This window comes from Rummeliibacillus sp. BSL5 (genome assembly GCF_052928305.1).
Map to the genome: position 1 here is coordinate 23,380 of NZ_JAVGCV010000005.1, position 12,438 is coordinate 35,817.

General features: G+C 40.0%; 26 protein-coding genes. All 26 read right to left on the reverse strand.

The annotated features are described in order from the left end of the window. Positions 1-19 precede the first annotated feature (19 nt). A complete protein-coding gene (rpsM, locus tag RCJ93_RS13645; RefSeq protein ID WP_066790872.1) occupies positions 20-385 on the reverse strand; it encodes a 30S ribosomal protein S13 in 366 nt (121 codons plus the stop codon). Positions 386-409: 24 nt separating this feature from the next. After that, positions 410-523, reverse strand: a complete 114-nt coding sequence (gene rpmJ, locus RCJ93_RS13650; RefSeq protein WP_000868344.1) for a 50S ribosomal protein L36 — start codon at positions 521-523, stop codon at positions 410-412. 37 nt (positions 524-560) lie between these two features. Next, entirely contained in the window at positions 561-779 is a 219-nt protein-coding gene (gene infA, locus RCJ93_RS13655; RefSeq protein ID WP_038179110.1) for a translation initiation factor IF-1, read from the reverse strand. Positions 780-1,189: 410 nt separating this feature from the next. Continuing rightward, positions 1,190-1,843, reverse strand: a complete 654-nt coding sequence (locus RCJ93_RS13660; RefSeq protein WP_066790873.1) for an adenylate kinase — start codon at positions 1,841-1,843, stop codon at positions 1,190-1,192. A 64-nt stretch (positions 1,844-1,907) separates the two neighbouring features. Then, a complete protein-coding gene (secY, locus tag RCJ93_RS13665; protein ID WP_066790875.1) occupies positions 1,908-3,194 on the reverse strand; it encodes a preprotein translocase subunit SecY in 1,287 nt (428 codons plus the stop codon). Beyond that, complete coding sequence (rplO, locus tag RCJ93_RS13670) at positions 3,194-3,634, reverse strand: 50S ribosomal protein L15 (RefSeq protein WP_066790877.1); 441 nt, start codon at positions 3,632-3,634, stop codon at positions 3,194-3,196. The genes secY and rplO overlap by 1 nt, the downstream gene beginning before the upstream one ends. Positions 3,635-3,666: 32 nt before the next feature. Next, a complete protein-coding gene (gene rpmD, locus RCJ93_RS13675; protein ID WP_066790880.1) occupies positions 3,667-3,849 on the reverse strand; it encodes a 50S ribosomal protein L30 in 183 nt (60 codons plus the stop codon). Between the two features lie 14 nt (positions 3,850-3,863). Continuing rightward, positions 3,864-4,367, reverse strand: a complete 504-nt coding sequence (gene rpsE, locus RCJ93_RS13680) for a 30S ribosomal protein S5 (protein ID WP_066790882.1) — start codon at positions 4,365-4,367, stop codon at positions 3,864-3,866. Between the two features lie 21 nt (positions 4,368-4,388). Then, positions 4,389-4,748 (reverse strand): 50S ribosomal protein L18, encoded by a 360-nt coding sequence (rplR, locus tag RCJ93_RS13685; RefSeq protein ID WP_150285385.1) that lies wholly within the window; start codon positions 4,746-4,748, stop codon positions 4,389-4,391. 33 nt (positions 4,749-4,781) lie between these two features. Continuing rightward, positions 4,782-5,321: a 50S ribosomal protein L6 gene (gene rplF, locus RCJ93_RS13690; protein WP_066790886.1), complete on the reverse strand. Its 540-nt coding sequence runs from the start codon at positions 5,319-5,321 to the stop codon at positions 4,782-4,784. A 32-nt stretch (positions 5,322-5,353) separates the two neighbouring features. Further along, positions 5,354-5,752, reverse strand: a complete 399-nt coding sequence (rpsH, locus tag RCJ93_RS13695; protein ID WP_066790894.1) for a 30S ribosomal protein S8 — start codon at positions 5,750-5,752, stop codon at positions 5,354-5,356. A 30-nt stretch (positions 5,753-5,782) separates the two neighbouring features. Further along, entirely contained in the window at positions 5,783-5,968 is a 186-nt protein-coding gene (locus tag RCJ93_RS13700; RefSeq protein ID WP_066790898.1) for a type Z 30S ribosomal protein S14, read from the reverse strand. A 17-nt stretch (positions 5,969-5,985) separates the two neighbouring features. Continuing rightward, positions 5,986-6,525: a 50S ribosomal protein L5 gene (gene rplE / locus RCJ93_RS13705; RefSeq protein ID WP_066790900.1), complete on the reverse strand. Its 540-nt coding sequence runs from the start codon at positions 6,523-6,525 to the stop codon at positions 5,986-5,988. A 27-nt stretch (positions 6,526-6,552) separates the two neighbouring features. Beyond that, positions 6,553-6,864: a 50S ribosomal protein L24 gene (rplX, locus tag RCJ93_RS13710; RefSeq protein ID WP_066790902.1), complete on the reverse strand. Its 312-nt coding sequence runs from the start codon at positions 6,862-6,864 to the stop codon at positions 6,553-6,555. A gap of 35 nt (positions 6,865-6,899) precedes the next feature. Beyond that, positions 6,900-7,268 (reverse strand): 50S ribosomal protein L14, encoded by a 369-nt coding sequence (gene rplN, locus RCJ93_RS13715; protein ID WP_066790904.1) that lies wholly within the window; start codon positions 7,266-7,268, stop codon positions 6,900-6,902. A 41-nt stretch (positions 7,269-7,309) separates the two neighbouring features. Continuing rightward, complete coding sequence (gene rpsQ, locus RCJ93_RS13720) at positions 7,310-7,573, reverse strand: 30S ribosomal protein S17 (protein ID WP_066790906.1); 264 nt, start codon at positions 7,571-7,573, stop codon at positions 7,310-7,312. Between the two features lie 20 nt (positions 7,574-7,593). Continuing rightward, positions 7,594-7,794 carry a 50S ribosomal protein L29 gene (gene rpmC, locus RCJ93_RS13725; RefSeq protein WP_066790908.1) on the reverse strand — a complete coding sequence of 67 codons (201 nt, stop codon included), beginning with the start codon at positions 7,792-7,794 and terminating at the stop codon, positions 7,594-7,596. Continuing rightward, complete coding sequence (gene rplP / locus RCJ93_RS13730; protein ID WP_066790910.1) at positions 7,784-8,218, reverse strand: 50S ribosomal protein L16; 435 nt, start codon at positions 8,216-8,218, stop codon at positions 7,784-7,786. The genes rpmC and rplP overlap by 11 nt, the downstream gene beginning before the upstream one ends. Before the next feature lies 1 nt (position 8,219). Beyond that, positions 8,220-8,876 carry a 30S ribosomal protein S3 gene (rpsC, locus tag RCJ93_RS13735; protein WP_066790916.1) on the reverse strand — a complete coding sequence of 219 codons (657 nt, stop codon included), beginning with the start codon at positions 8,874-8,876 and terminating at the stop codon, positions 8,220-8,222. Positions 8,877-8,879: 3 nt separating this feature from the next. Then, complete coding sequence (gene rplV, locus RCJ93_RS13740) at positions 8,880-9,224, reverse strand: 50S ribosomal protein L22 (protein ID WP_066790918.1); 345 nt, start codon at positions 9,222-9,224, stop codon at positions 8,880-8,882. 21 nt (positions 9,225-9,245) lie between these two features. Next, positions 9,246-9,527, reverse strand: a complete 282-nt coding sequence (rpsS, locus tag RCJ93_RS13745) for a 30S ribosomal protein S19 (RefSeq protein ID WP_066790923.1) — start codon at positions 9,525-9,527, stop codon at positions 9,246-9,248. Positions 9,528-9,587: 60 nt separating this feature from the next. Next, complete coding sequence (rplB, locus tag RCJ93_RS13750; RefSeq protein WP_066790925.1) at positions 9,588-10,418, reverse strand: 50S ribosomal protein L2; 831 nt, start codon at positions 10,416-10,418, stop codon at positions 9,588-9,590. A 40-nt stretch (positions 10,419-10,458) separates the two neighbouring features. Next, complete coding sequence (rplW, locus tag RCJ93_RS13755; protein ID WP_066790927.1) at positions 10,459-10,737, reverse strand: 50S ribosomal protein L23; 279 nt, start codon at positions 10,735-10,737, stop codon at positions 10,459-10,461. Further along, positions 10,737-11,360 carry a 50S ribosomal protein L4 gene (gene rplD, locus RCJ93_RS13760; protein ID WP_066790929.1) on the reverse strand — a complete coding sequence of 208 codons (624 nt, stop codon included), beginning with the start codon at positions 11,358-11,360 and terminating at the stop codon, positions 10,737-10,739. The genes rplW and rplD overlap by 1 nt, the downstream gene beginning before the upstream one ends. A 26-nt stretch (positions 11,361-11,386) precedes the next feature. Next, positions 11,387-12,016 (reverse strand): 50S ribosomal protein L3, encoded by a 630-nt coding sequence (gene rplC / locus RCJ93_RS13765; protein WP_066790931.1) that lies wholly within the window; start codon positions 12,014-12,016, stop codon positions 11,387-11,389. A gap of 45 nt (positions 12,017-12,061) precedes the next feature. Continuing rightward, the gene (rpsJ, locus tag RCJ93_RS13770; RefSeq protein WP_066790933.1) at positions 12,062-12,370 is read right to left on the reverse strand and encodes a 30S ribosomal protein S10; all 309 of its coding nucleotides are present in this window, start codon (positions 12,368-12,370) and stop codon (positions 12,062-12,064) included. Positions 12,371-12,438: the final 68 nt, after the last annotated feature.

The following is a 12,438-nucleotide window of genomic DNA, read 5'->3' on the forward strand; positions in this document are numbered from 1 at the left end:
AAGAAACCTCCTTTACCTATTATTTTTTCTTGTTAGCTACAGTTTTACGTGGACCTTTACGAGTACGAGCATTGTTTTTAGTATGTTGTCCTCGAACAGGCAAGCCACGACGATGACGGATACCTCGGTAAGAACCGATTTCCATTAATCGTTTAATGTTAAGAGAAGTTTCGCGACGTAAGTCACCTTCTACTTTGTATTTATCAATTTGTTCACGGATTTTGTTTAATTCGTCTTCAGTTAAATCGCGAACACGAGCATCTTCTGAAACACCAGCATCTGCAAGAACTTTCTTAGCAGTAGTGTTTCCGATACCAAAAATGTATGTTAATGAAATTACAACGCGTTTTTCGCGTGGAATATCAACACCAGCAATACGTGCCATGTATGATGTACACCTCCTTGGGAATTATCCTTGTTTTTGTTTATGCTTAGGATTTTCGCAAATTACCATTACTTTACCGCGTCGGCGAATAACTTTACATTTTTCGCAGATCGGTTTCACAGATGGTCTCACTTTCATCTAACCTAACCTCCTTAGTGGTCCGGAGTGCAAAAGATTATTTAAAACGGTATGTGATACGACCGCGAGTTAAGTCATACGGAGATAGTTCAATTGTTACTTTATCTCCAGGCAGGATTCGAATAAAGTGCATACGAATTTTACCCGATACATGGGCAAGCACTGTATGACCATTTTCTAATTCTACCTTAAACATCGCGTTTGGCAAAGTTTCAACAACTGTGCCTTCGATTTCAATTACATCGTCTTTCGCCATCGACCCTGTCTCCCTTCTATATATATATGCAATTCAGATCTATGATCAAATTCTGCAGAATTTGTTGCAACAGTAGCCTGCTTGCTCAACATATGTTTAGACTATATGAGAGATGTTCGAAAGACGCTCATCAGGCTTCGCTTCTCGAACCAAGACTATGTGCCACAGGATGGCCCTGATACCCACACGTTCCCCGGCTACTTTAGATGAGATCCTGCATACCCGTTTACACAGATACTTTTCCACGAAACCCATTATACCACCCTAAATAAAGAATCCCAACTTATCTATTCTATTATTCATTGGCGTATAGACCGGGTACAATATGCTTTTGCAGCTCTCGAAAATATCATTCCGTCATGCTACCGCATACTCCCGCGGTTGCAGATATCTGCGCCCTCTGGCGGGTATTAGTTGCGGTTACCTTTTAAAAGAGCATCAACCTCAGCAAATACATCATTGATATCTTGCTGACCATTAATGTTAGTTAAAATATGTTTTTCTCGGTAAAAGTCAAGCAACGGTTGAGATTGCTTAATATTCACTTCGAGGCGGTTGTTAACCGTTTCCGGATTATCATCTGCCCGTTGGTAAAGCTCTCCACCGTCTTTATCACATATTCCCGCCTCTTTTGGAGGGTTGAAAATAAGATGATAAGAGGATCCACATACTTTACAGATACGGCGGCCAGTCAATCGTTTGACTAAATCATCTCGTTCAACTTCGATGTTAATCACGTGTTCAACCTTTTTGCCTAGGTCAGCTAATATTTGATCTAAAGCTTCAGCTTGTGCTGTTGTACGCGGGAATCCATCAAGTAGAAATCCTTTGTCACAATCAGCTTCGCTTAGGCGTTCTCGAACAATGCCAATTGTCACTTCATCAGGAACTAATGCTCCTTGATCCATGAATGACTTTGCTTGCAACCCTAATTCTGTACCGTTTTGAATAGCGGCACGGAACATATCACCTGTAGAAATATGAGGGATACCGTATTTCTCAACAATTTTATCTGCTTGCGTACCTTTTCCGGCACCTGGCAAACCCATTAAAACAATATTCATACGGAGTCACCTCCATTATTAGTATGAAGGTTTTTAGGAACGTGGCCGTTCCAAAAAACCAACCTTATTTCATAAAACCTTTGTAGTGGCGTTTAACAAGTTGTGATTCTAATTGTTTCATCGTTTCAAGAGCAACACTTACTATGATTAGTAAACTAGTGCCACCAATTTGAGCAGATGAAGGTAGATTCGCAATATTGATAAACAAGATTGGTAGAACAGAAATCACAGATAAGAAAATCGCACCTACAAATGTTAAACGGTATAGAACAGCTGTTAGATAATCCTGCGTGCTTTTTCCTGGGCGAATGCCAGGGATATAGGCACCTTGTTTCTTAAGATTATCAGCAACCTTTTCAGGATTTACTTGAACAAACGCATAGAAATATGTGAAAGCGACAATTAGCGCTACATATATGATCATCCCAATAGGTTGAGAGTAATCAAACGTTTTTTCAATAAATCTTGTTACACTTGTATCTCCAAAGAAAGTAGCAATTGTTCTAGGCGTTACAAGGAATGCAACTGCAAAGATAATTGGAATAACTCCGGCAGAGTTAACTTTCAGTGGTAAGTGTGATTGTTGAGCTCCACGTTGCGCCCCAGTACCTTTAGCATATTGAATAGGGATTTTACGATTCGCTTGTTGAACGTAAGTAACCCCGACAACAATTGCCAATGCAGCAAGAGCAATCAACACCAGCGTAATAATGTTGATGAACAATTGATCACCAGCATTTTCAAACTGTTGAGCATAAATTTGGTTCACTGTATTTGGTAATGCAGCAACGATCCCAGCGAAGATGATAATGGAAATACCATTTCCAACACCTTTTTCTGTAATCTGTTCGCCTAGCCATAATAAGAATGCAGTTCCAGCAGTTAACACGATTGCAATTGTAATGTAAGTCATTACTCCTTCTTCTCTAATCAATGAACCGCCGTACATACGGTTAAAACCGTAAGACATAGCGATTGATTGAATGAAAGCAAGGACAATTGCGAAATATCGTGTGAATTGAGAAATCTTCTTACGTCCCACTTCACCTTGTTTTGACCACTCGGTAAACTTTTTCACTACATCCATTTGCAACAGTTGAACAATAATTGATGCTGTAATGTAAGGCATTATCCCCATAGCGAATATAGAGAAGTTCTTAAGAGCTCCACCGCCAAAAGTATTTAGGAAACCGACTAGGTTATACTGGTCAGTTTGCTGTAATACTGCAGCGTCGACATTCGGAACAGGAATAAATGAACCTATGCGGAATACTATCAACATCAAAAGGGTGAAAATGATTTTATTTCTAATATCTCTGACGCGCATAAAGTTAGAGATTGTTCGAAACATTAGATCACCTCAATGTTTCCGCCGACATTTTCAATTGCTTGTTGTGCAGATGCAGAGAATTTATGAGCTTTTACAGTAAGCTTTTTGTTAAGAGTTCCATTACCTAGAACTTTAATGCCAGCTTTCTCTTTGCTCACAACGCCAGTTTCAACAAGTAAAGCTGGTGTAACTTCTGTGCCTTCTTCAAAACGGTTTAACGCATCAAGATTTACGATTGCGTATTCTTTGCGGTTAATGTTAGTGAAACCACGTTTTGGCAAACGACGGAAGATCGGGTTTTGACCACCTTCAAATCCAGGGCGTACACCGCCGCCTGAACGTGAATTTTGACCTTTTTGACCTCTACCAGAAGTTTTACCGTTACCAGTCGCGATACCACGACCAACACGATTGCGTTCTTTACGTGATCCAATAGATGGTTCTAACTCATGAAGTTTCATTAGATGGCACCTCCTTGTTATAGAATTTAAAATTATTTTTCAGTAACTGTTACTAAGTGAGCGACTTTAGTGATCGCACCACGGATAGCAACGTTATCGTTATGTTCAACAGTTTGGTTCATTTTACGTAAACCAAGTGCTTCAATTGTTTTGCGTTGTGCAGGTTTAGTACCGATTAAACTTTTAGTGAGGGTAATTTCTAGTTTATTTGACATGTCATTTCCCTCCCTTAACCTAATAATTCTTCTACTGATTTACCGCGAAGTTTTGCAACTTCTTCAGCTTGTTTTAATTCAGATAATCCTTTAATAGTCGCACGCACCATATTGATTGGTGTGTTTGAACCTAAAGATTTTGAAAGAATATCAGTAATACCAGCAAGTTCAAGTACGGCACGTACCGGACCACCAGCGATAACTCCTGTACCAGGAGCAGCAGGTTTAATCATGATGTTACCTGCACCGAATTTACCCATCACTAAGTGAGGAGTAGTACCACCAACACGTGGAACTTCGATTAGGTTTTTCTTCGCATCTTCAACAGCTTTGCGAATAGCATCAGGTACTTCTTGAGCTTTACCTGTACCAAAACCAACATGGCCATTACGATCTCCAACAACAACTAATGCAGTGAAGCGGAAACGACGTCCACCTTTTACAACTTTAGCAACGCGGTTAATCGTAACTACGCGTTCTTCAAGTTCTAGATTGTTTGCGTCAAAATTAAGACCCATGAAAAGTGTACCTCCTTCTTATTAAAATTCTAACCCGTTTTCGCGTGCAGCTTCAGCTAAAGCTTTAACACGTCCATGATATAAGTAACCGCCACGGTCAAATACAACAGCTTTGACATCTTTCGCAGCAGCACGTTTAGCGATTGTTTCACCAATTTTCGCAGCAGCATCCACGTTGCTTGCAGTGCCTTCGAACTCTTTATCCATAGTTGAAGCTGAAGCAAGTGTTACGCCTTGAGTATCGTCAATGATTTGTGCGTAAATGTGTTTATTAGAACGGTACACGTTTAAACGAGGACGTTGTGCTGTACCAGTAATTTTTGAACGTACACGAGCATGACGTTTTTTACGAACTTGATTTTTATCTTGTTTCGTAATCACAAAGGGTCACTCCTTTCTAATGCTTAGGCAGCATTATTTACCTGTTTTACCTTCTTTACGACGAACATGTTCGCCTTCATAACGGATCCCTTTACCTTTATAAGGTTCTGGTGGGCGTACGTCACGGATGTTTGAAGCAAGAGCTCCAACTTGTTCTTTTGAAATACCTTTAACGATTACTTTCGTATTAGAAGGCACTTCAACTTCAACACCATTTTCAGGTGTGAATTCAACTGGATGAGAGTAACCTACGTTTAATACAAGTTTTTTACCTTGTAATTGCGCACGGTAACCAACACCGACTAATTCTAGAGTTTTAGAGAAACCTTCAGAAACACCTGTAACCATGTTTGCAAGCAAAGCACGAGTTGTACCGTGGTTTGTACGGTGTTCTTTAGATTCAGAAGGACGTGTTAATGTAATAACGTTGCCTTCTTGTTCGATTTTAATATCTTTGTTAAAAGAACGAACTAATTCGCCTTTAGGGCCTTTTACAGTTGCTACGTTATCAGCATCAACTGATACAGTAACACCTGCAGGCACCTCGATTGGCTTTTTACCTATACGAGACATTTATTGTTGCACCTCCATTCATTTGTTGCTAATTACCAAACGTATGCTAGAACTTCGCCGCCAACTTTTTTAGCGCGAGCTTCTTTGTCTGTTAACAAACCTTGTGAAGTTGATACTAAAGCGATACCTAGACCGTTCAACACTTTAGGTACTTCATCAGTTTTCGCATAAACACGTAATCCTGGTTTTGAAATACGTTTTAAACCAGTAATAACGCGTTCGTTATTTTGGCCGTATTTCAAGAAGATACGGATAATACCTTGTTTATCATCTTCAACATATTCAACGTCACGAACGAAACCTTCACGCTTAAGAATTTCAGCGATTTCTTTTTTGATATTAGAAGCTGGAAGCTCTAATTTTTCGTGACGGACCATGTTAGCATTACGGATGCGTGTAAGCATATCTGCAATCGGATCTGTCATAGTCATTACAATTTACCTCCTTCCCAAATTAGGGGATTACCAGCTGGCTTTTTTGACGCCAGGAATTTGTCCCTTGTATGCAAGTTCACGGAAACAAATACGGCAAAGTTTGAATTTGCGGTATACAGAGTGTGGACGGCCACAGCGTTCACAACGAGTGTATTCTTGAACTTTATGCTTCGCACCACGTTGTTGTTTAACGATCATTGATTTTTTAGCCACGTTCTCGCCTCCCTATATTATTTTTGGAATGGCATACCGAATTGAGTTAACAACTCGCGAGCTTCTTCATCAGAGTTCGCAGTAGTAACAATCACGATATCCATACCGCGTACTTTTGATACTTTATCATAGTCGATCTCAGGGAAGATTAATTGTTCTTTCACACCAAGAGTATAGTTACCGCGACCATCGAATGCTTTTTTAGAAACACCGCGGAAGTCACGTACACGTGGAAGAGAAATTGAAATTAATTTATCCAAGAAGTCATACATACGTTCACCACGTAGTGTAACTTTTGCACCGATTGGCATTCCTTCACGAAGACGGAAACCAGCGATAGATTTTTTAGCTTTAGTCACAACTGGTTTTTGACCAGTGATTAATGTTAATTCTTCAACAGCAGAATCAAGCACTTTAGAGTTTTGAACAGCGTCACCAACACCCATGTTGATTACGATTTTTTCAACTTTCGGTACTTGCATTGTTGAAGTGTATTCGAATTTGCTCATTAGAGCTGGAGAAACTTCTTTTACAAATTTTTCTTTTAGGCGGTTCATGTTTGTACCTCCCTTCTCTGTTTAAACTTATTTATCGATTACTGCACCTGATTTTTTTGCTATACGAACTTTTTTGCCATCTTCAACTTTATAACCTACGCGAGTCGGCTCGCCAGATTTAGGATCGATTAGCATTACGTTCGAAACGTGAATTGCTGCCTCTTGGCTGACAATTCCACCTTGTGGATTAAGTTGGTTAGGTTTCACGTGTTTTTTAACGATGTTAACACCCTCAACTAACACGCGATCTTTTTTAGGGAAAGCAGCAAGAATAACACCTGTTTTGCCTTTATCTTTACCTGTAATAACCATTACTTTGTCGCCTTTTTTAACATGCATTCTGTCGCACCTCCTTGATTGGCACTTTCATGTAATTAAAGAACTTCCGGAGCTAATGAAACAATTTTCATGAAGCTATTGTCACGTAATTCACGTGCAACAGGTCCGAAAATACGTGTACCGCGTGGTGATTTATCATCACGAATGATTACACATGCGTTTTCATCGAATTTGATGTAAGTGCCGTCTTTACGACGAACGCCGCTTTTCGTACGAACGATTACAGCTTTAACAACTTCACCTTTCTTGACAACGCCACCTGGTGTTGCTTTCTTCACCGTACAAACGATAACATCTCCGATGTTAGCAGTTTTACGACCAGAACCACCAAGTACTTTAATAGTTAAAACTTCTTTTGCACCTGAGTTGTCGGCAACTTTCAAACGACTTTCTTGTTGGATCACTTAGGTTACCTCCCTTCGGACTTGTCTTATTCCGAAATTTATTAGATAATAACCGCTTTTTCTACAACTTCAACTAAACGGAAACGTTTAGTAGCTGATAGCGGACGAGTTTCCATAATGCGTACGATATCTCCAACTTTAGCTGTGTTGTTTTCATCATGCGCTTTGAACTTTTTAGAGTATTTTACACGTTTGCCATAAAGCGTATGCTTTTTGTATGTTTCAACTAAAACAGTAATAGTTTTATCCATTTTATCAGAAACGACGCGGCCTGTGTAAACTTTGCGTTGGTTACGCTCAGTCATGCTTGCAAACCTCCTCATTATCAGTTATTTGCACTGATTTCTCTTTCACGAATCACAGTTTTCATACGCGCAATCGCTTTACGTACCTCACGAATGCGAGCTGTGTTTTCTAATTGACCAGTCGCCAATTGGAAGCGAAGGTTGAAAAGCTCTTCTTTCAGTGATTTTACTTTTACTTCGATTTCTGCAGTTGTAAGTTCACGGATTTCATTAGCTTTCATTAGATTCACCACCAATTTCTTCACGTTTAACAATCTTACATTTAACAGGTAATTTATGACTTGCTAAACGAAGTGCTTCACGAGCGATTTCTTCAGAAACCCCACCGATTTCAAACATAATTCTGCCGGGTTTTACTACAGCTACCCAACCTTCAGGAGCACCTTTCCCTGAACCCATACGTACTTCAAGAGGCTTTTTAGTGTATGGTTTGTGAGGGAATATTTTAATCCAAACTTTACCGCCACGTTTTGTATAACGAGTCATAGCAATACGAGCAGCTTCGATTTGACGGTTTGTAATCCAGCTAGCTTCTAGTGATTGTAAACCATATTCTCCGAAAACAACTTCTGTACCACCTTTCGCTTGACCGCGCATTTTGCCACGGTGTACACGACGGTATTTAACGCGTTTTGGCAATAACATATTATTTGCCTCCTTCCTCAGAGTTCTTCTTAACTGGAAGGACTTCACCACGGTAAATCCATACTTTAACACCTAGTTTACCATAAGTAGTGTCAGCTTCTGCATGAGCATAATCAATGTCAGCGCGAAGTGTATGAAGTGGAACAGTTCCTTCACTATAATGTTCTGCACGAGCGATATCAGCGCCACCTAGACGACCAGATACTTGAGTTTTGATACCTTGAGCACCTGAACGGATTGTACGTTGAATTGCTTGTTTTTGTGCACGACGGAATGATACACGGTTTTCTAATTGGCGAGCGATATTTTCAGCTACAAGTTTAGCATCAAGATCAGCGCGTTTAATTTCAACGATGTTGATGTGTACGCGTTTGCCAGTCATCTCGTTAAGGTGTTTACGAAGTGCTTCCACTTCAGAACCGCCCTTACCGATAACCATACCTGGTTTCGCAGTGCTAATTGTAATGTTAATTTTGTTAGCAGCACGTTCGATTTCAACTTTAGAAACCGATGCTTCTTTTAAAGTTTTTTCGATATATTTACGAACGTTGATGTCTTCGTGTAGTAATGTAGCATAGTCTTTTTCAGCGTACCATCTAGATTCCCAATCACGAATGACACCAACACGTAATCCTATTGGATGTACTTTTTGACCCACGTATTATCCCTCCTTCTTCTCAGATACCACGATTGTGATGTGGCTTGTACGTTTGTTAATTGCACTTGCACGACCTTGTGCACGTGGACGGAAACGTTTCAATGTAGGACCTTCATCTACAAATACTTTAGAGATCACTAAATTGTTAACGTCTAAGTCATAATTATGTTCAGCGTTTGCAACTGCAGATTTTAACACTTTTTCTACTACCGGAGATGCTGCTTTTGGAGTATGGCGTAAAATTGCAACTGCTTCGCCAACTTGCTTGCCTCGGATTAAATCAACTACTAAGCGGACTTTACGAGGAGCAATTCGAACTGTGCGAGCAATAGCTTTAGCTTCTTGCATCAGGATTTACCTCCCCTCAAATTAGCGTACTGAAGTTTTCTTATCATCTGCACCGTGTCCTTTATAAGTACGAGTTGGTGCGAATTCGCCTAGTTTATGACCTACCATATCTTCAGTCACGTATACTGGCACATGTTTACGACCATCATATACAGCGATTGTAGAACCGATGAAGTTCGGGAAGATTGTAGAACGGCGAGACCAAGTTTTGATCACTTGTTTTTTTTCTGAATCTTGTTGAGCTTCCACTTTTTTCATTAAGTGTTCGTCAACAAAAGGTCCTTTTTTCAAGCTACGACCCATTTTGGAACCTCCCTCCGTGATTCCACCACGGCTCTATCAGTGAACCGTAGTCTAATCACATTATTTTTTACGACGACGAATGATAAGTTTGTCGGAGTTGTTTTTCTTTTTACGAGTTTTGTAACCAAGTGCAGGTTTACCCCATGGAGTCATTGGAGATTTACGACCGATTGGAGATTTACCTTCACCACCACCGTGTGGGTGATCGTTAGGGTTCATTACAGAACCGCGGACAGTAGGACGTTTACCCATCCAACGAGTACGGCCTGCTTTACCAATGTTGATAAGCTCGTGTTGTTCATTACCAACTTCACCGATTGTAGCACGGCAAGTTGCTAGGATCATACGAACTTCGCCAGATTGAAGACGAACGATTACGTATTTACCTTCTTTACCAAGGATTTGAGCAGATGTACCAGCAGAACGTACTAGTTGTCCACCTTTACCTGGTTTCATTTCGATGTTGTGAATTGTTGTACCCATTGGGATATTTGATAATGGTAGGGCGTTACCTACTTTAATATCAACATCTGGACCAGATACAATTGTCATTCCAACTACTAGACCCTTAGGTGCTAGGATATAACGTTTTTCACCATCAGCATAGTTAATTAATGCGATGTTTGCAGATCGGTTTGGATCATACTCGATAGTAGCAACGCGTCCTGGAATGCCATCTTTTGTACGTTTGAAATCAATGACACGGTATTGACGTTTGTGACCACCACCATTATGACGAACAGTGATTTTACCTTGGTTATTACGACCAGCTTTGCGTTTAGTAGATTCTAACAATGATTTTTCTGGTTTGTTAGTTGTAATCTCAGCAAAGTCAGATGATGTCATGTTACGACGACCATTTGAGGTAGGCTTATACTTTTTAATCGCCATTTGTGTTCCCTCCTTCTTTAATGTTCATATTGAACGAATATTACATTTCGAATAATTCGATTTCGCCTTCAGACAATTTTACAATTGCTTTGCGGCGTTTGTTTGTGTATCCACCGTGACGGCCAACACGTTTGAATTTACCTTTGTAATTCATAATGTTAACTTTTTCAACTTTAACGCCAAAGATTTCTTCTACAGCATCTTTGACTTCAGTTTTATTGGCACGAGTGTCAACTTCAAAAGTATATTTGTTTTCTGCCATTTGTTCTGAAGAACGCTCAGTAATGACAGGACGTTTTAAAACTTCACGTGCTTCCATTAACCAAGCACCTCCTCAACTTTTTTTACAGCAGCTTGAGTGAATACAACTTTATCATGACCTACAAGATCAAGAACGTTGATTCCAGCTGCAGTTAGAACTGTTACACCTTGGATGTTACGAGCAGATAGTGCTACGTTTTCATCTAAGTCAGCAGTAACAAATAATGCTTTAGAGTTAATTGAAAGATCAGCTAAAACTTTAGCGAAATCTTTTGTTTTTGGTGCATCTAATTTCAATGCTTCTAGTACCACAAAGTTTGTTTCAGCAACTTTAGAAGATAGAGCTGATTTAAGAGCTAAACGACGAACTTTTTTAGGAAGTTTGTAGCTGTAGCTGCGAGGTGTTGGACCGAATACAGTACCACCGCCACGCCATTGTGGAGAACGGATAGAACCTTGACGAGCACGCCCAGTTCCTTTTTGGCGCCATGGTTTACGACCACCGCCAGCAACTTCAGAGCGATTTTTTACTTTATGTGTACCTTGACGTAATGAAGCGCGTTGAGCGATAATCGCGTCAAATAATACTGATTGATTAGGTTCAATTCCGAAGATCGCATCGTTTAATTCGATTTCGCCTACAGAAGAACCTGTTTGACTAAGTAAGTTAACTTTTGTCATTCCTGTTTCCTCCTTTCTTCGGAAAATTAGTTAGCTTTAATAGCAGACTTAACTGTTACTAATGCTTTACGAGAACCAGGAACATTACCTTTGATTAGTAGCAAGTTGCGTTCCGCATCAACTTTAACAATTGTTAAGTTTTGAATTGTAACTGTGTTGCCACCCATTTGACCAGGTAATTTTTTTTGTTTAAATACGCGGTTCGGAGCTACAGGGCCCATTGAACCAGGACGACGGTGGTAACGAGAACCGTGGGCCATTGGTCCACGAGATTGTCCGTGGCGTTTAATTACACCTTGGAAACCTTTACCTTTAGTAACACCTGTTACATCTACTACATCGCCTTCTGCGAAAATTTCAACTTTGACTTCTTGACCAACCTCGTACTCAGCTAAGTTTACATCGCGGATTTCGCGAATGAAGCGCTTAGGAGTAGTGTTCGCTTTTGCTACGTGTCCTTTTTCAGGTTTGTTTGAAAGCTTTTCGCGTTTATCATCGAAACCGATTTGGATTGCTTCGTAGCCATCTGTATCAACTGATTTCTTTTGAAGAACTACGTTTGGAGCAGCTTCAACAACAGTTACAGGGATTAAATCACCATTCTCAGCAAAAACTTGCGTCATACCGATTTTTCTACCTAAGATTCCTTTGGTCATTAGTCACACCTCCTGAGATAATTTAATTTAATATATTTTTTACCATTAAAGTTTGATTTCAATATCAACGCCTGATGGTAAATCTAATTTCATTAACGCATCCACAGTTTGTGGTGTTGGGTTAACGATATCGATTAGACGTTTATGAGTGCGCATTTCAAATTGCTCACGAGAATCTTTATACTTGTGAACAGCACGAAGAATTGTGTAAATGGATTTTTCAGTTGGAAGAGGTATCGGACCTGATACACTTGCACCTGAGCGTTTCGCAGTTTCAACAATTTTCTCAGCAGATTGATCAAGAATTCTGTGATCATATGCTTTCAAACGGATTCGAATCTTTTGTTTTGCCATTATTTTCCCTCCTTTTCGCCTATTTCCTAGACATTCTCCACGGAAATTTCCCACACACGCGCCATGGC